The sequence below is a fragment of the Agromyces sp. 3263 genome, assembly GCF_031456545.1.
Lineage (GTDB): Bacteria > Actinomycetota > Actinomycetes > Actinomycetales > Microbacteriaceae > Agromyces.
The window spans coordinates 284820-301998 of record NZ_JAVDUV010000002.1; the positions used below are offsets into that span (position 1 = coordinate 284820).

The window sequence follows — 17179 nt, forward strand, 5'->3', positions numbered from 1 at the left end:
GACCCAGGTGCGCTACGCGCCGGCGATCCTCGTCGGCAGGCTCACCCGATTCGCCGCCCGGCTGCGCAAGCCGGGCGGCGGTTCGGCTGTTCCGGGACTCGTCGTCAACCGCCTCGCGCCCGGGTACCTGACCCGCACGCTGTCCGGCTTCCCGCAGGGACTCGTCGTGGTCTCCGGCTCGAGCGGCAAGTCGACCACCACGAAGATGCTCGTGGCGATCCTCCGCGCCCACGGCATCGACGTGTTCACAAACCCGTCCACCGCGAACATCAGCCAGGGGCTCACCTCCGCATTGCTCGAACGGGCGGACTGGCAGGGCCGAGTGCCGGGCGAGGTCGCCGTGCTCGAGATGGACGAGGGCCACGGCGCCCTCGTCATGCAGGGCGTCGATGCCCGGGTGGTCGCGCTCACCAACGTGATGGTCGACCAGATCGACCGCTTCCACGATTCCGAGATGGTGGCCGGGATGCTCGAGCGCATCGCCGCGCGAGCGCACGAGGCGATCGTGGTGAACGCGGACGACGCCTACCTCGAGCGGCTGGCGGCAAAGGCCGGGCCCGGCGTGGCGGTGCGGCGGTTCGGGGTGTCCGCCGACGTCCTCGCGCGCTCGCCTCGCGGCCTCGGGTACACCGAGACCACGGGCGGGCGCCTCGGTTCGAGCGACGGAGTGGTCGTGGCCTCGGTCGACGGGGCGGCCGCGGTGCTGCGCGACGGCGAGGCATCCGTCGAGATCACGCTGCCCGCGAGGGGCACGCACTACGCGGTCGACGCGGCCGCGGCCTACGCCACGGCACAGGCCGTGCTGGGGGAGCGGTTCGCCGCCTCCACGGCAGCCGACGCCCTGAGCGCCATTCCCGCGGTGTTCGGCCGCGGCGAGCGGGTGACCGTGCGCGGTCACGAGGTCGAGTTCGTGCTGGTGCAGAACCCCGCGAGCTACCAGCTGAACGTGGACAGCATCGAACCGGGCACCGAGCAGATCCTCTTCGCGATCGGGTCCGACGTGCGTGACCCGTCCTATCTCTGGCCGACGGATGCCTCGTCGCTCGGCCGTGTCTCCATCGTCAGCGGCTCGAAGGCCGCCGAGGCGGCGCTGATGCTCGCGTACGACGGCGTCGCCATCGACCGGGTGGAGCCCGACCTCGGACAAGCCCTGGACGACTTCCTCGCCGCGCCGGAGCCCGGCTCCGGCGTGAAGACCATCGTGTTCTCCGCCGACGCCATGCGCCGGACACGCGCCCACCTCGGACTCACGGGAGCGGAATGACCACCCTGAACATCGTGTCGCTCCTGCCCTCGCTGATGAACACGAACGGCGATGCCGAGAATGCGACGGTGCTCCAGCGGCGCGCGGAATGGGCCGGCCTCGAGGCGTGTGTCATCGCCGTCGACTCGCCCGCCGACCTGCCGGGTCGGGTGGACGCGGTCGTGATCGGCTCGGGAAGCGACGCCTCGCTCGAGGCGGTCCGGTCGAAGCTGCTCACGATCCACGACGAGTTGCGCACGTGGGGCACCGACGGAATCCCGATCCTCTCGGTCGGCACCGGGTGGGAGCTGCTGAGCTGGGGGATCGAGCGCCGCGACGGCTCGACCGTCGAGGGCCTCGGCATCCTCCCGGGGCGTGCCGTGCCCCGCGACGGCCGGGCCACCGGCGATGTCGTCGTCGCGTCGCCGCGGTTCGGGCTGCTCGTCGGGTTCGAGAACCATGCCCGAGACTACGTCGGCGCCGAGGGCTCGCCGCTCGGGCGCCTCCGCTCGGGCACCGGCAACGGCCGCGGCTCGGGCCAGGAGGGCGTCGTGATGGGCGCGGTCATCGGCACGCACCTGCACGGTCCCGTGCTGGCGAAGAACCCGGAGTTCGCCGATCACCTGCTCGCGTCGATGGCGGAGCGGGCCGGGCTCGAGTACGTGGCCGGGCCTGCGGCAGCTGTCGCCGACGCGTACGCGGCTGTTGCGCGCGAGACGCAGCTCGCGGCCGTCGGCGCCGCGGCATCCGTCACCGAGGCCTGACCCGGCGACCCGCGACCGACCACCGACCCGAAATGCACGAACGCCCCGGCCGAGGCCGGGGCGTTCGTGTCTGATCGGTGGGCTCAGTCGCGGCCGTCGACGAGGAGCTTGCTCGACTCGTCGTGCCAGCTGTGCGCGATCTGCGAGAGCTTCTCCTGGTGCTTGCGGCCGTGGTGGGCGCAGAACAGCAGCTCGCCGCTAGCGACGACGACCCGGATGTAGGCCTGGGCGCCGCACGCGTCACAGCGGTCGAGCGCGGTGAGCTCATATGGGGTGTCGAGTTCGTCGACCGCACCGGTGGTGTCGGTGTAGTTCGTCATGGCTCCTCCTCCTGGCTCACGCTCGATGCTTCCGTTCCTCAATGAAAGCACGCCCGCGGCGGTCCACCGCCCGTTGAGCCGGGCATTTCGCTCAGCGCGTAGCGCCTCGCACGCGGTGTCGTCGACCGTCAGTAGGCTTGTGCGACGTGAGCTCCGACTATTCCGCCCGCCATCTCTCCGTCCTCGAGGGACTCGAGGCGGTGCGCAAACGACCGGGCATGTACATCGGTTCCACCGACTCGCGCGGGCTCATGCACTGCCTGTGGGAGATCATCGACAACTCCGTCGACGAGGCCCTGGGCGGCCACGGCAGCGAGATCGGCGTCGTCCTCCACCCCGACGGCAGCGTCGAGGTGCGCGACCGCGCCCGCGGCATCCCCGTCGACATCGAGCCCAAGACCGGCCTCTCGGGCGTCGAGGTCGTCTTCACCAAGCTGCACGCCGGCGGCAAGTTCGGCTCCGGCTCGTACGCGGCCTCCGGCGGGCTGCACGGTGTCGGCGCATCCGTGGTCAACGCGCTCTCAGAGCGGCTCGACGTCGAGGTCGACCGCGACGGCAAGACGTGGGCGATGTCGTTCCACCGGGGCGAGCCGGGCATCTTCGCCGACGCCGGCACGCCGAGCCCCGACGCGCCGTTCACCCCGTTCGAGGAGCGCAGTGAGCTCCGCGTCGTCGGCAAGGTGGCCAAGGGCGTGACGGGCACGCGCATCCGGTACTGGGCCGATCGTCAGATCTTCACCAAGGGCGCGGAGTTCCAGACCGAGGAGCTGCTCTCGCGTGCGCGCCAGACGGCGTATCTCGTGCCCGGCCTCGCGATCGACGTCACCGACGAGCGCGGGGCCGAGCCGCACACCACCTCATTCCAGTTCGAGGGCGGCATCTCCGAGTTCGCCGAGCACCTCGCCACCGATGCGGCGCTCACCGACATCTGGCGCATCACCGGCGTCGGCCCGTTCACCGAGACGGTGCCCGTGCTCACCGACGCCGGCGCCATGGTGCCCACCGAGCTGCACCGCGAATGCCAGGTGGATATCGCCCTGCGCTGGGGCACCGGGTACGACACGATCGTGAAGTCGTTCGTCAACATCATCGCCACGCCCAAGGGCGGCACGCACCAGACCGGCTTCGACCAGGGCCTCCTGAAGTTCCTCCGCCAGCAGGTCGAGCTGAACGCCCGTCGCCTGAAGGCCGGCAATGACAAGCTCGAGAAGGACGACGTGCTCGCGGGCCTCACCGCCGTGATCACGGTGCGCCTTCCCGAGCCGCAGTTCGAGGGCCAGACGAAGGAGGTGCTCGGCACGCCGGCCGTGCGCGCCATCGTCGCCAACGTGCTCACGAAGGAGCTCGGAGCGCGATTCGCCTCGTCGAAGCGCGACGACAAGGCGCAGTCCGCCCTGCTCCTCGACAAGGTCGTCGCGGAGATGAAGTCGCGCATCTCGGCACGCGCGCACAAGGAGACGCAGCGTCGCAAGAACGCGCTCGAGAGCTCGTCGCTGCCGGCGAAGCTCGTCGACTGCCGATCGAGTGACGTGGCGCACAGCGAGCTGTTCATCGTCGAGGGCGACTCGGCGCTCGGCACGGCGAAGCTCGCTCGGGATAGCGAGCACCAGGCGCTCCTGCCCATCCGCGGCAAGATCCTGAACGTGCAGAAGGCGAGCGTCTCCGACATGCTCGGCAACGCGGAGTGCGCCTCGATCATCCAAGTCATCGGGGCCGGGTCGGGCCGCAGCTTCGACCTGTCGACGGCGAGGTACGGCAAGGTCATCATCATGAGCGACGCCGACGTCGACGGCGCCCACATCCGCACGCTGCTCCTCACCCTGTTCTTCCGCTACATGCGTCCGATGATCGAGGAGGGCCGCGTCTTCGCGGCTGTGCCGCCGCTGCACCGGGTGGTCGTCATGAACCCGGGCTCAAAGCCGAACGAGATCGTCTACACCTACTCGGAGGCGGAGCTGCAGGGGGTGCTCGCCACGCTGAAGAAGCAGGGGCGTCGATACCAGGACCCGATCCAGCGCTACAAGGGACTCGGCGAGATGGATGCCGACCAGCTGGCGACGACCACGATGGACAAGCGCCATCGCACGCTCCGGCGCGTCGGCCTCGGCGACGCTGAGAACGCCGGGCGGGTCTTCGAGCTGCTGATGGGCAACGACGTCGCGCCGCGCAAGGAGTTCATCATCGACAGCTCCGACTCCCTCGAGCGCGACCGCATCGACGCCTGAGTGCCCATCGAGGTCAGCCCCGGCTCGGCCGGATGTTCTGGTTGAGGTGGAAGGCGTTGCCCGGGTCGTACCGGTCCTTGACCGCCGTGAGCCTGGCCAGCTTGTGCTCGGTGTAGGCCCGCCGGAGCCCGGCGGCTCCATCGTCGCCGAGCACGTTGACATAGGCGCCGCTGGCATAGTCGTCGAGCGCCGCGGCGTAGCGGCGAGCGGCCGACATCCGTGCCTCGTCCTCGGCCGGGTCGCTCCAGCGCGACGCCGCGACGAATTCGAAGGCGGTGTCGCGCCTGGCGAACGCCGTGTCGGCGTCGGGCACGTCGGCGATCGCCCCGCCGTACGCCTGCAGGCTCACGTTCGGGAGGTCGGGCCCCTCACGGGTGAGAAGGGCATCGATCGCCTCGTCGCCCAGTGCGCTGAAGTAGTGGCCCTTCCAGTACCGGCGCCACGCGTGGCCCTTCTCGTCGTCCTCGCGGGTCTGCAGTTCGAGGTACGTCATCGGGATGATGGTCTCCTGCACAGGCTCGGCGTCGCGGGCGAGCTCGTCGCGGAGCGCCGAGATGATCGCGTCACCCTCGGCCGGGTCCCCGACCCAGACCAGACCGAGTGCGACCACCTGGCCGACGATCGTCACGGTGAAGGTGGCCCGCCGTGGCGCCGCGCCGCTCAGGTCACGCCAGCGGCGCATCGGGACGCCGGCTTCGGCGGCCGCGAAGTGGAACTCGGCGGCGATGGCGTGCCCCGTCTCGGGATGCAGTGCGAACTCGAAGTCCGTGACGACACCGAAGTTGCCGCCTCCACCGCGCAGTGCCCAGAACAGGTCGGGACGCTCCTCGGCACTCGTGTGCACGACCTCGCCATCGGCGGTGACCATCTCGAACGAGACCACGTTGTCGCACGTGAGGCCGTGCTCCCGTGCCAGCCAGCCCATCCCGCCGCCGAGGGTGAGGCCGCCGACGCCCGTGTGCGAGACGTTCCCCGCTGTGGTGGCGAGGCCGTGCGCCTGCGCCGCGCGGTCGAGCGCGCCGAGCAAGGCGCCGCCCTGCACGCGTGCGCGCCGGGACGCCGGGTCGACCGCGACCGCTCCCATCGGTCGCAGGTCGATCATGAGACCGTCATCCGGCACGGCGTGACCGACGATGCCGTGGCCGCCGCAGCGGATGCCGAGGTCGAGGTCGTGCGCCCGCGCGAACCGCACGGCATCGGCGACATCCCCGGCGCCTGCGCACTGCACCACGTATCGCGGCGTGCGATCGATCATCGCATTCCATACGGTGCGCGCCCCGTCGTAGCCAGGATCTCCCGGCTCGAGCACCCGGCCGTCGATCGTCGATCCGAGCGTTGTCCGCGTCATCGCGCCCCCTCCATACGGCTGGGCGGTCGACGGCCGTCGGTCGTGTCGTCGCAGCCACGCCCGAATATGCCGCGGCGTGGGTCGGGCGTCAAGGTCGGGCGGCCTCAGCAGCGCAGGCCGACCGCCGGTCTCAGCCGATGCGGGCGCCGATCGCGGCGACGACGGCTTCGAGCGGCTGACCCGACCCGTCGCGCTTCGCCCCGCCGTCGGGCAGCTGCCGGGCCGACCCGTCGGCGCCGACCGCCAGCGCGGGGGAGCGGCCCACCCAGGCCAGGTGCAACGCATCCTCGCCCTTCAGGAACCGCTGGGCACGCACGCCCCCGGTGGCCCGCCCCTTGGGCGGGAATTCCGCGAACGAACTCACCTTCGCCGAGCCCGGGTCGGTGCCGAGCAGCGTCTCGTTGCTCGCGGCCACCGTCACCACGACTGCATCGTCGGCCGCGTCGGCGGGAATGCTCGTGAAATGGACGACGTGGGAGCCGGCGGCGAGGTTGATGCCCGCCATGCCGCCGGCGGGGCAGCCCTGCGGACGCACGCTGGATGCCGGGAACCGCAGCAGCTGAGCATCGGATGCCACGAACACGAGCTCGTCGGACTCGTCGCCCTGGACCGCACCGACGACCTCGTCGCCGGCCTTCAGGCCGATGACCTCGAACTCGGGCTTGTTGGGGTACGCGCCCGTGGAGACCCGCTTCACGACCCCCTGCTTGGTGCCGAGGGCGATCGAGCGATCGCCGTCGAGCGAGACGAGTGCGAGCACCTTCTCGTCGCGGTTCGGCAGCGCGAGGTAGTCACCGACCCGGACACCGGCGCCGAGCTGCACGGAGGTCGGCGGCAGCATCGGCAGGTCGACGGGCGTGAACCGGATGAGGCGGCCGAGGCTGGTGACGGCCCCGATCTCGGCCCGGCTGCTGGTGTCGATGGTCGATCGGATCGCGTCGTGCTTGCTGCGGCGGGCGGGCGGCGTGATGGTCGGCGGCCCGTCGGGACCGTCGGGCAGGTCGACCCGCGCGATGCGCCCGGTGGCGCTGAGGAACACGCGGCACGGGACGTCCGCCACCTCGAGCACGGCGGCCTGTCGCTTGGCGGCCGCCCCGGCGATGCTCGGACGGGCGTCGGTGAGCAGGGTGCGCCGCGGCGTGCCATAACGCTCGGCGACCTCGGCGAGCTCGTCGGACACGAGGGCTTCGATGCGATGACGGCTCGCCAGCAGCTCCTCGAGCTGGGCGATCTCGGCGCGCAGCTTGTCGCGTTCGGCTTCGAGCTCGATCCGCGAGAACTTGGTGAGCCGGCGCAGCTGCAGCTCGAGGATGTACTCGGCCTGCACGTGGCTGAGGTCGAACACCTCCATCAGGCGGGCGCGTGCCGCCGCGGTGTCGTCGCTCGACCGGATGACCTGGATGACCTCGTCGATGTCGAGGATGGCGATGAGCAGGCCGTCGACCAGGTGCAGGCGTTCGCGCCGGCGGGCGAGGCGGTACTGCGACCGACGCGTGACGACCGAGATGCGGTGCGCCACGTACACCTGCAGCAGCTCGCGAAGCCCGAGGGTCTGCGGTCCGCCGTCGACGAGGGCGACGTTGTTGATGTTGAAGGAGTCTTCCAGCGGGGTGAGCCGGTAGAGCTGCTCGAGCACGGCGTCGGGACTGAAGCCGGTCTTGATCCCGATGACGAGCCGGAGCCCGTTGGTGCGGTCGGTGAGGTCGGTGACGTCCGAGATGCCGCTGATCTTCTTGGCGTTGACGCCGTCCTTGATCTTCTCGATGACCTTCTCGGGACCGACGAGGTAGGGCAGTTCGGTGACGACGAGCCCGGTCTTGCGCGCGGTGATGTTCTCGACCCGCACCTTGGCCCGGGTCTTGAACGCGCCGCGGCCGGTGGCGTAGGCGTCCTTGATGCCGGCGAGGCCGACGATCGTGCCGCCGGTGGGAAGGTCGGGGCCGGGCACGAACTCCATGAGCTCGTCGAGCGTGGCATTCGGGTGTGCGATGAGGTGCCGGGCCGCCCCGACCACCTCGATGAGGTTGTGCGGCGCCATGTTGGTGGCCATGCCCACGGCGATGCCGCTGGCTCCGTTGACGAGCAGGTTCGGGTAGGCCGCCGGCAGCACCTCGGGCTGGGTCAGCTGGTTGTCGTAGTTCGGCACGAAGTCCACGACGTCCTCGTCGAGGCCCTCGGTCATCGCCAGGGCGGGGGCGTCGAGCCGTGCCTCGGTGTATCGCGGCGCCGCCGGACCGTCGTCGAGTGAGCCGAAGTTGCCGTGGCCGTCGATGAGCGGCACGCGGAGCGTGAACGCCTGCGCCATGCGGACGAGCGCGTCGTAGATGGCCGTGTCGCCGTGCGGATGCAGCTTGCCCATGACCTCGCCGACGACCCGCGCCGACTTCACGTGCCCTCGATCGGGCCTGAGCCCCATCTCGACCATCTGGTAGAGGATGCGTCGCTGCACGGGCTTCAGCCCGTCGCGTGCGTCGGGCAGTGCCCTCGAGTAGATGACCGAATAGGCGTACTCGAGGAACGAGCCCTGCATCTCGGTGGCGACGTCGACGTCTTCGATGCGTTCGACGATCGGTTCGTCTGCGGGCGGGTTCTTGGCTCGGGTCATCCGTGGTCTCTGCGGCAGGCGTGCTGGGGGCACGCGGCGAACGAGGAGCGCGCCCTGGCCTGTGCCAGACTGGGCGCGATGCCTGCCATGCTACCGGTGCCCGCCGTCACAGCTCCGCGGCTTGCCGGGGTGCTCGCCAGTTCGATCGCGAGCCTGGCGGGGGAGGCGAACGAGTTCGCGCTCCCCGCGGCATCCGGAGCCGTCGTGGTGCTCATCGACGGGCTCGGCGCGGCCAACATCCAGGCCAGGGCCGGGCACGCCCGCTTCCTGGCGGGGCGGATGTCGCGGCGCGACGTCATCCGCACGGTGGTGCCGTCCACGACCGCCGCGGCGATCGCGAGCTTCACCACCGGCCGGATGCCGGGCGAGCACGGGCTCGTGGGCTACCGGGTGCTCGACGCCGCCCACGATCGCCTCGTCAACCAGCTGAGTGGCTGGGACGCCGGCATGGTCCCCGAGACCTGGCAGCGCTCGGCGACCCGCTTCGAGGAGGCCGCAGGGCGCGGCATCCGGAGCTTCGCCGTCGGCGCGGCCCGTTACGCCGACTCGGGCTTCACCAGGGCCGTGCTGCGCGGAGCGGAGTACCGGGCGGCCGCGACGATCGCCGACCGGTTCGCCGAGGCGCGCACGCTGCTCGAGGGGGATGCGGGTGCGCTCGTCTACCTCTACGTTCCCGAACTCGACCAGGCGGCCCATGCGCACGGCTGGGAGTCGGACCGCTGGCTCGGCATCCTCGAGCAGCTCGACGCCGAGCTGTCCGCCTTCGAGCGACGGATGCCGCGTGGCACGGGCCTGCTCGTCACCGCCGACCACGGCGTGATCGACGTGCCAGCCCACCGGCACGTGTTCATCGACGCGAAGCCCGGGCTCGTCGACGGCGTGCGACACGTCGGCGGTGAGCCCCGGTTCCTCTCGCTCTACCTCGAGCCCGGCCTCGACGCTGCGGCTCGCGCGGAGCTCGTCGACCGGTGGCGTGCCGCCGAGGAGCATCGCGCGTGGGTCGTCACGCGTGAGGAGGCGATCGCCGCGGGCATGTACGGCGACGTCGCCGACGAGGTGCGGCCCCGCATCGGCGACCTGCTCGTGATCGCCCGGGCGGGCATCGCGTACTACGACCGGCGGGAATCGAATCGGCAGGCGGAGTCGATGATCGGCCAGCACGGCTCGCTCAGCGACGAGGAGACCCGGGTGCCGCTGATCAGGGCCGGAGCGTACGCGCGAGCGGACTGAGCCGTGTGGCCGTTCGCGAACGTGTGCGCATTCGCGTCAGGACGGGTACTGCCCGCGCTTGACCTGCGGCTTCGGAAGCCGCAGCGGACGAAGCTGCAGCGCACGCATCGCCGCGTACCAGCGCACGCGCTCCGCCTTGTCCGCGCCGAACTTGGCTTGCACCTTGCGCGTGACGACGTATCCGAGGATCACGACGTCGACGACGGCGATGAGGAAGAACGCCCAGAGCGCGAGGATGCCGATGGTCTGCACCTGGGCGCTCGGGATCAGCGTCAGGAGGATCACGAGGAACATCACCGGGATGAGCACCTCGCCGATGCTGAACCGGGCGTCGACGTAGTCGCGCACGAACTTCTTCTGCGGTCCGCGGTCGCGTGCGGGCAGGTAGCGGTCGTCGCCGAGGGCCATGCCGACCCGGGCGCGCTCGCGCGCCTCGGACTGCTGGGCGCGGGCCTGCTTCGCCGCTTCCTTGCGGTCGTTGGGGACGAGCGGTCGCTTGCGTGCGGCCTCCTGCTCGGCGCGGCTCGGCGTGGGCGCACCCTTGCCGGCCTTCACCCGGGCCTGGGTCTCTTCGAGCGTCTCGACGCTCGGCTGGTCGCTGCTGTTCGGTTGCTTTGCCACGGGAGTCCTCGGTTCGGTTGCCCTTAAGATTACCGGCATGACCGACCCCCGACTCACCGAATCCGACGTCGTTCCCGCCCCCGAGACGTCCGAGGCCATCCGCGCGGCCGTGGACGCCGGATTCCCGGCCGCCGTCGCCGACCTCGCCGGCCTGGTCCGCATCCCATCCGTGTCGTGGCCGGCGTTCGACGCGGCCCACGTGGCCGAGAGCGCCGAGGCGGTCGCAGCACTCCTGCGCGGCACCGGCGTCTTCGACCTGGTCGAGGTGCGCCGGGCGGCGGTCGAGGACGGATCCGAGCTCGGCCAGCCGGCGGTTGTCGCCAGCCGTCCGGCGCGCAACGGCCGGCCCACCGTGCTCCTCTACGCCCACCACGACGTGCAACCTCCCGGCAAGGACGAGGACTGGGAGACCCCTCCGTTCGAGCCCACGCAGCGGGGCGATCGCCTGCACGGACGCGGCGCGGCCGACGACAAGGCGGGCGTGATGGCCCATGTCGGCGCCATCCGCGCGTTCGCCGAGGCATCCGGCGACTTCGATCTCGGCATCGCCGTGTTCGTCGAGGGCGAGGAGGAGTGGGCGTCGCGGTCGTTCGCGAACTTCCTCCGCGAGAACCGCGATCTCCTCAGCGCCGATGCCATCATCGTGGCCGACTCCGGCAACTGGGACCTCGAGACGCCCGCGATCACGGTCGCGCTCAGGGGCGCCGTCGCATTCAACGTGCGCTTCGACACCCTCGACCACGCGTCGCACTCCGGCATGTACGGGGGAGCGGTGCCCGACGCCATGCTCGCGGCCATCCGCACCCTCGACACCCTCTGGGCCCCCGACGGGTCGGTGGCCGTGGCGGGCGTCCGCAGCGCCGACCTCGAGACGCCTGCGTACGACGAGGACCAACTGCGCCGCGAGACCGGACTGCTCGACGGCGTCTCACCGATCGGCCACGGCACGATCCTGTCGCGCATCTGGGCGCAGCCGGCGGTCACGATCACGGGCATCGATGCCCCGGATGTCGCGAACGCCTCCAACACGCTGGTCCCGGGAGTGCGCGTGCGCGTCAGCGCGCGCATCGCTCCCGGTCAGGACGCCGACGAGGCGTTCGAGGCGATTCGTACGCACCTCGAGGCGAATGCCCCGTTCGGCGCGCGCCTCACCTTCGAGGACGTCGACACGGGGCAACCGTTCCTCGTCGACACGAGCGGCTGGGCGGTCGCCGAGACGCGGGCGGCGATGGCCGCGGGCTGGGGTCGCGAGCCGGTCGAGATCGGCGTAGGGGGCTCGATCCCGTTCATCGCCGAGCTCGTCGAGGAGTTCCCCGGAGCGCAGATCCTCGTGACCGGCGTCGAGGATCCCGACTCCCGCGCCCACAGCCCCAACGAGTCGCTGCACCTCGGGGTGTTCAAGCGCGCCCTGCTCAGCGAGGCGCTGTTCCTCGCGCGCCTCGAGGACCGGACCACGACTTCCTGAGCAAAGACCGGACGCGCACTCCGGTTCCGCGGTTACCATTGAGGAAGGTTCCCGCGTTTCCGACGCACCGAGGAGAGACATGAGCGACACGATCACCGAGACCGCGCACGGCGTGAAGCTGAGCGACCCCGCCGCCGACAAGGTGCGCAGCCTCCTCGAGCAGGAGGGACGCGATGACCTGCGCCTCCGCGTCGCGGTGCAGCCCGGCGGTTGCTCCGGCCTCATCTACCAGCTGTACTTCGACGAGCGTCTCCTCGACGGCGACGCGGTGGTCGATTACTCGGGCGTCGAGGTCGTGGTGGACAAGATGAGCGTGCCCTACCTCGACGGGGCCTCCATCGACTTCGAGGACACCATCCAGAAGCAGGGCTTCACGATCGACAACCCCAACGCCCAGGGCAGCTGCGCGTGCGGGGACTCGTTCCACTGAGCGCAGCCCGTCACACTCCGAAGGGAGGTCGCCGAGGCGGCCTCCCTTCGTTTTTTCCGCCGATCGAGATGGGAATCCGCGTCGCGACGTGCTCGATCGGAGCCCCGCGTGCACACCCGGGCAGCAGGTTCGGAGTAGGCTAGGTCTTGATCACCGCGCTTCGCTGAGAAGCGCCTTCGAGTCTCCCGAAAGGTCACCGGTGCGCCACAATCGCCGTCTCCGATGGGCTGCAATCCCGATCGCAGCGTCGCTCAGCCTCGTCCTCGCAGGATGCACCGAGGCGCAGCTGAACGGATTCCTCCCGGGATTCGAAGCCGGTCAGCCGCCGGTCACGAACCACACCGAGCTCGTGTCGGGCCTCTGGGTCACGTCATGGATCGTGCTGCTCGTCGTCGGCGTCATCACCTGGGGCCTCACCATCTGGGCGGTCATCGCCTATCGCCGCCGCAAGGGCCAGACCGGACTCCCGGTCCAGCTGCGCTACAACATGCCGATCGAGGTGTTCTACACGATCGTGCCGCTGATCCTCGTGCTCGGCTTCTTCGCCTTCACGGCGCGCGACCAGGCGATCATCGAGCAGCGCTTCGCGGAGGACGACATCGACGTCAAGGTCGAGGTCATCGCCAAGCAGTGGGCGTGGGACTTCAACTACGTCAACGAAGACGTGTACTCGCCCGGCATCCAGGGCCAGCTCTCCGACGAGGGTGCGAAGGGCTCGCTCGTGCAGTCCGAACTGCCCACGCTCTACCTGCCCGTCGGCAAGAACGTCGAGATCGAGCTCCAGTCGCGCGACGTGATCCACTCGTTCTGGGTCGTGGACTTCCTCTACAAGAAGGACATGTTCCCGGGCAAGACGAACTACATGTCATTCGTCCCCGAGCGTGAGGGCACGTACGAGGGCAAGTGCGCGGAGCTCTGCGGCGAGTACCACTCGCTCATGCTCTTCAACGTCGAGGTCGTCTCCGAGTCCGAGTATGAGCAGTACATCGAGTCGCTGCGCGACCTCGGCCAGGAGGGTCAGCTCTCCGACGAGTACGACCGCAACCAGAACCTGCCCGGCACGGGCACGCCCAAGCTGCAAGAGGAGACCCAGTCCGAATGAGCACCACGACCGCACCGGCTCGCCCTCAGTCGAGCAGCCTGCCGTTCGGCGCTTCGAAGGTCGAACGCAAGGGCAACATCCTCGTTCGGTGGATCACCTCCACCGACCACAAGGTCATCGGGTACCTGTACCTGATCACCGCGTTCATCTACTTCTGCATCGGCGGCGTGATGGCGCTCATCATCCGCGCGCAGCTCTTCGAGCCCGGCCTCGAGATCGTCCAGACCCGCGAGCAGTACAACCAGCTGTTCACGATGCACGGCACGATCATGCTGCTCATGTTCGCGACGCCGCTCTTCGCCGGGTTCGCGAACGTGCTCATGCCGCTGCAGATCGGCGCGCCCGACGTCGCGTTCCCGCGCCTCAACGCCTTCGCGTACTGGCTGTTCAACTTCGGCTCGCTCATGGCGGTCGCCGGCTTCTTCACGCCGCAGGGCGCCGCCTCGTTCGGGTGGTTCGCCTACCAACCGCTCGCGTCGACGACGTTCTCGCCAGGCATCGGCGGCAATCTGTGGATGCTGGGTCTCGGCCTCTCGGGCTTCGGCACCATCCTCGGCGCCGTGAACTTCATCACCACGATCATCACCATGCGCGCGCCCGGCATGACCATGTTCCGCATGCCGATCTTCACGTGGAACACACTCGTCACCTCGATCCTCGTGCTGATGGCCTTCCCGGTGCTCGCCGCCGCGATCCTGGCGGCCGGCGCCGACCGGGTCTTCGACGCCCACATCTACGATCCGGCCAACGGCGGCGTCATCCTGTGGCAGCACCTGTTCTGGTTCTTCGGGCACCCAGAGGTGTACATCATCGCGCTGCCGTTCTTCGGCATCGTGTCGGAGATCTTCCCGGTGTTCAGCCGCAAGCCGATCTTCGGCTACAAGACCCTCATCTACGCGACGATCGCGATCGCTGCGCTGTCGGTCACGGTCTGGGCCCACCACATGTACGTCACCGGCTCCGTGCTGCTGCCGTTCTTCGCACTGATGACCATGCTCATCGCGGTGCCCACCGGCGTGAAGATCTTCAACTGGATCGGCACCATGTGGCGTGGTTCGATCACCTTCGAGACGCCGCTCGTGTGGTCGATCGGGTTCCTGATCACCTTCGTGTTCGGTGGACTGACCGGCGTCATCCTCGCATCGCCGCCGCTCGACTTCGCCGTCTCCGACACCTACTTCGTCGTCGCCCACTTCCACTACGTCGTGTTCGGCACCGTGGTGTTCGCGATGTTCGCCGGCTTCTACTTCTGGTGGCCGAAGTGGACCGGCAAGATGCTCAACGAGACGCTGGGCAAGTGGCACTTCTGGCTGCTGTTCATCGGCTTCCACACCACGTTCCTCATCCAGCACTGGCTGGGCGTCGTGGCCATGCCTCGCCGGTACTACTCGTACCTCCCCGAGGACAACATCACCTGGATGAACCAGCTGTCGACCATCGGCGCCGGCATCCTGGCCGTCTCGATGATCCCGTTCTTCCTCAACGTGTACCTCACCGCACGTCGCGCGCCGAAGGTCACCGTGAACGACCCGTGGGGCTACGGCCGCTCGCTCGAGTGGGCCACGAGCTGCCCGCCGCCGCGCCACAACTTCACGTCCATCCCGCGCATCCGCTCCGAGGCACCCGCGTTCGACCTGAACCACCCCGAAGCCGGGATCCCTGTGGGCATCGGTCCGGCGAAGGACGCACCTGAAGCACCGGTCTACGACGCAGCGACGAAGGAAGTCAAGTAAATGCGCGCGAACGCCATTCTGTTCTGGATCCTGGCGGGCTTCTTCGCCTTCTCGGCGATCCTCTACAGCGTCTGGACCAGCATCGACGGCAACGACCCCGGTGTGGAGTGGGCGGGAACCGTCGCGTTGTCGCTCACGACCGTCCTGGCCGCCTTCATCGCGTTCTACCTCGGACGGGTGCACAAGGCGCAGGGGGCTGAGCTTCCCGAGGACCGTCTCGATGCCAACATCGACGACGGCGACCCCGAGCTGGGCTTCTTCAGCCCGTGGAGCTGGTGGCCCATGGTGCTCGCGGCCGGTGCGGCCCTCGGCTTCCTCGGTCTCGCCATCGGATTCTGGATCGCATTCATCGCCGTGCCGATCGTGGTGATCGCCCTGGTGGGTTGGGTCTTCGAGTACTACCGCGGTAACTTCGCGCGCTGAGTCCAGCTCCGCACGTCTCTGAAGCCCCGGCGCCAAGGCGCCGGGGCTTCGCGCATGCCCTCTCGCCGGACGTCAGCCCCGCACGGCACCGAGGACGCACCAGGCCGCACCACGATGGCGGTAGGTGGGTTCGAGGCCGTGGGAACGGACGACGTCGACCATGAGGTGAGGCGAATGCACATAGCCGCGGTAGCTCCGCCCCGATACCCGGACCATGAGGTTGCCGATGGCCACCGTCGCTCGCGTCAGGACGGTGCGCGGCGGATACGAGAAGACGATCGTTCTGCGCGCACGATCTGCCGCTGCACCCAGCAACCGCTGGACGTCCGGATAGCAGCACACCACACGATGCAGTACCACCACATCGGCTCGCTCGACGGCTTCGGGCGACGCGGCGAGATCGATGCCGAGGATGCGGTCGACTCGGCCGCCCACTCCGGCCTCCTCGATCAACCGGGCCGCCTCAGCCTCGTATGCGGCGGACAGCTCGAGATTCGTCGTGTGGGCGGCGCCGCGGGCGAGGAGTTCCAGTTGCACCTCGCCGACACCCCCACCCACCTCGAGCACCGTTCGGCCGCTCAGTCCGGTGCCGGTAGAGGCGAGGAACTCGACGAGCTGCCGCTCACTGGGCGTGAGGCCGTTCCGACGGTACCGACGCGCCCGCTTCTCGGCGAATCTCGCATCGAAGACCGCATCATAGCCACTCGGGTCGGTCGGACCGCAGCACTCGTCCATGGGAACAGTATGAGTCGATCGCTCGGTGTTGTCGCCGCCGCAACGCCATCACGATACCGTGCCTCCCGGACCAGTCAGCCGGTCGATGCGGTCGTGCGTCCGAAGACCAGGATATCGACCGAGATCGTGACATCGATCGGCTGGTCGAGTCCAGCATCGGTCGTCGTCGACGTCGTCGCATGGCGAGCAGAGGGCCCCATGCCGACGAGGAGCCGACGCATGGGCGGATCGGTTCGAAGCGCGTACTCGATCGTCGTCGATACGGTCAGGCCGAGGCCATGGGGCGCGAACTGGTTCACCACCTGCTCGGCCTTACCGGCCGGCACGTCGAGCATCTGGCCGTCTCGTCGGAGTTCGGCGAGGTGACCGGGGCGCGGCACCACCACCACGAGGCGCCCATGGGGCGCGAGCACGCGTGCGAACTCGGCCGGGTTGCGCGGACCGAACACGTTGAGCGCGACGTCGACCACGCCGTCCCGGATCGGCAGCGGACTCCACAGGTCGAGGACGATGCCGGTTGCGTCGGGGGTCGACCGCAGGCTCATGCGAACGGCGTCGGGGGAGCGGTCGGCCAGGAGCAGACGTGCACTTGGAACCGAACGCGCGAGGGCACCAGAGTAGTAGCCGGTGCCGCAGGCGAGGTCGGCGATGCGCATCGAAGGGTCACTCGAGACCGTGGAATCGACCCGGCCGGCCTCGATCACCGCGTCGGAGATGGGGGAGTAGGCACCGCCGTCGAGCAACGAGGCCCGCGCCGCGAGCATCTCGCGGTCGTCACCGAGGGTTCTCGGCGCACGTGGAGGCAGGAGCGTCAAGTAGCCGTGCTTGGCGCGGTCGAAACGGTGGCCTGCAGTGCACCCGTAGACCCGTTCGTCCACGGCGGCGAGGTCACGGAAACAGTTCGGGCACCGGAGCCACGTCGAATCGATCGACAT

The 17179-nt window shown here is 69.4% G+C and carries 15 protein-coding genes; 9 read left to right on the top strand and 6 right to left on the bottom strand.

Annotated elements, in window-relative coordinates; translation table 11 throughout:
- The first annotated feature begins 7 nt into the window (after positions 1-7).
- A complete protein-coding gene (locus tag J2X63_RS14520; RefSeq protein ID WP_309978491.1) occupies positions 8-1264 on the top strand; it encodes a Mur ligase family protein in 1257 nt (418 codons plus the stop codon).
- Complete coding sequence (locus J2X63_RS14525) at positions 1261-2007, top strand: cobyric acid synthase (protein WP_309978493.1); 747 nt, start codon at positions 1261-1263, stop codon at positions 2005-2007. The genes J2X63_RS14520 and J2X63_RS14525 overlap by 4 nt, the downstream gene beginning before the upstream one ends.
- Positions 2008-2090: 83 nt before the next feature.
- Here the strand turns inward: J2X63_RS14525 and J2X63_RS14530 are convergent, their stop codons facing one another.
- Entirely contained in the window at positions 2091-2327 is a 237-nt protein-coding gene (locus tag J2X63_RS14530) for a hypothetical protein (protein WP_159600801.1), read from the bottom strand.
- Between the two features lie 146 nt (positions 2328-2473).
- Between J2X63_RS14530 and J2X63_RS14535 the strand changes: the two genes are divergently transcribed.
- Positions 2474-4552, top strand: a complete 2079-nt coding sequence (locus tag J2X63_RS14535; protein WP_309978497.1) for a DNA topoisomerase IV subunit B — start codon at positions 2474-2476, stop codon at positions 4550-4552.
- Between the two features lie 13 nt (positions 4553-4565).
- Here the strand turns inward: J2X63_RS14535 and J2X63_RS14540 are convergent, their stop codons facing one another.
- Together J2X63_RS14540 and J2X63_RS14545 are read right to left on the bottom strand one after the other, a co-directional pair.
- A complete protein-coding gene (locus tag J2X63_RS14540; RefSeq protein WP_309978499.1) occupies positions 4566-5900 on the bottom strand; it encodes an FAD-binding oxidoreductase in 1335 nt (444 codons plus the stop codon).
- 130 nt (positions 5901-6030) lie between these two features.
- Positions 6031-8505 carry a DNA topoisomerase IV subunit A gene (locus J2X63_RS14545; RefSeq protein WP_309978500.1) on the bottom strand — a complete coding sequence of 825 codons (2475 nt, stop codon included), beginning with the start codon at positions 8503-8505 and terminating at the stop codon, positions 6031-6033.
- A gap of 78 nt (positions 8506-8583) precedes the next feature.
- On the opposite strand from J2X63_RS14545, the gene J2X63_RS14550 reads away from it, so the two are divergent.
- A complete protein-coding gene (locus J2X63_RS14550) occupies positions 8584-9735 on the top strand; it encodes an alkaline phosphatase family protein (protein WP_309978502.1) in 1152 nt (383 codons plus the stop codon).
- A 36-nt stretch (positions 9736-9771) separates the two neighbouring features.
- On the opposite strand, the gene J2X63_RS14555 is transcribed toward J2X63_RS14550, so the two are convergent.
- Positions 9772-10356, bottom strand: coding sequence for a DUF3043 domain-containing protein (locus J2X63_RS14555; protein ID WP_309978504.1), 585 nt, complete (start codon positions 10354-10356; stop codon positions 9772-9774).
- A 37-nt stretch (positions 10357-10393) separates the two neighbouring features.
- Between J2X63_RS14555 and J2X63_RS14560 the strand changes: the two genes are divergently transcribed.
- From J2X63_RS14560 to J2X63_RS14580, 5 genes are all read left to right on the top strand, one after another.
- A complete protein-coding gene (locus J2X63_RS14560) occupies positions 10394-11821 on the top strand; it encodes a dipeptidase (RefSeq protein ID WP_309978506.1) in 1428 nt (475 codons plus the stop codon).
- Positions 11822-11900: 79 nt separating this feature from the next.
- The gene (gene erpA, locus J2X63_RS14565; protein WP_309978508.1) at positions 11901-12251 is read left to right on the top strand and encodes an iron-sulfur cluster insertion protein ErpA; all 351 of its coding nucleotides are present in this window, start codon (positions 11901-11903) and stop codon (positions 12249-12251) included.
- A 199-nt stretch (positions 12252-12450) separates the two neighbouring features.
- Positions 12451-13353 (top strand): cytochrome c oxidase subunit II, encoded by a 903-nt coding sequence (gene coxB / locus J2X63_RS14570; protein ID WP_309978510.1) that lies wholly within the window; start codon positions 12451-12453, stop codon positions 13351-13353.
- On the top strand, positions 13350-15086 hold the full coding sequence (gene ctaD / locus J2X63_RS14575; RefSeq protein WP_309978512.1) for a cytochrome c oxidase subunit I: 1737 nt from the start codon (positions 13350-13352) through the stop codon (positions 15084-15086). The genes coxB and ctaD overlap by 4 nt, the downstream gene beginning before the upstream one ends.
- A complete protein-coding gene (locus J2X63_RS14580; protein ID WP_309978514.1) occupies positions 15087-15509 on the top strand; it encodes a cytochrome c oxidase subunit 4 in 423 nt (140 codons plus the stop codon).
- Between the two features lie 72 nt (positions 15510-15581).
- Here the strand turns inward: J2X63_RS14580 and J2X63_RS14585 are convergent, their stop codons facing one another.
- Both J2X63_RS14585 and J2X63_RS14590 read right to left on the bottom strand, forming a co-directional pair.
- Complete coding sequence (locus J2X63_RS14585; RefSeq protein WP_309978516.1) at positions 15582-16244, bottom strand: methyltransferase domain-containing protein; 663 nt, start codon at positions 16242-16244, stop codon at positions 15582-15584.
- Between the two features lie 74 nt (positions 16245-16318).
- The gene (locus tag J2X63_RS14590) at positions 16319-17179 is read right to left on the bottom strand and encodes a putative RNA methyltransferase (RefSeq protein ID WP_396133160.1); all 861 of its coding nucleotides are present in this window, start codon (positions 17177-17179) and stop codon (positions 16319-16321) included.

Bases quoted from the DNA above. Each gene is read 5' to 3' on its own strand.
- J2X63_RS14530 (WP_159600801.1), bottom strand. From the start codon at position 2,327: ATGACGAACTACACCGACACCACCGGTGCGGTCGACGAACTCGACACC.
- erpA (WP_309978508.1), top strand. From the start codon at position 11,901: ATGAGCGACACGATCACCGAGACCGCGCACGGCGTGAAGCTGAGCGAC.
- J2X63_RS14580 (WP_309978514.1), top strand. From the start codon at position 15,087: ATGCGCGCGAACGCCATTCTGTTCTGGATCCTGGCGGGCTTCTTCGCC.
- J2X63_RS14540 (WP_309978499.1), bottom strand. From the start codon at position 5,900: ATGACGCGGACAACGCTCGGATCGACGATCGACGGCCGGGTGCTCGAG.
- J2X63_RS14550 (WP_309978502.1), top strand. From the start codon at position 8,584: ATGCCTGCCATGCTACCGGTGCCCGCCGTCACAGCTCCGCGGCTTGCC.
- J2X63_RS14560 (WP_309978506.1), top strand. From the start codon at position 10,394: ATGACCGACCCCCGACTCACCGAATCCGACGTCGTTCCCGCCCCCGAG.
- J2X63_RS14590 (WP_396133160.1), bottom strand. From the start codon at position 17,179: ATGTCGATCGATTCGACGTGGCTCCGGTGCCCGAACTGTTTCCGTGAC.
- J2X63_RS14585 (WP_309978516.1), bottom strand. From the start codon at position 16,244: ATGGACGAGTGCTGCGGTCCGACCGACCCGAGTGGCTATGATGCGGTC.
- J2X63_RS14525 (WP_309978493.1), top strand. From the start codon at position 1,261: ATGACCACCCTGAACATCGTGTCGCTCCTGCCCTCGCTGATGAACACG.
- ctaD (WP_309978512.1), top strand. From the start codon at position 13,350: ATGAGCACCACGACCGCACCGGCTCGCCCTCAGTCGAGCAGCCTGCCG.
- J2X63_RS14545 (WP_309978500.1), bottom strand. From the start codon at position 8,505: ATGACCCGAGCCAAGAACCCGCCCGCAGACGAACCGATCGTCGAACGC.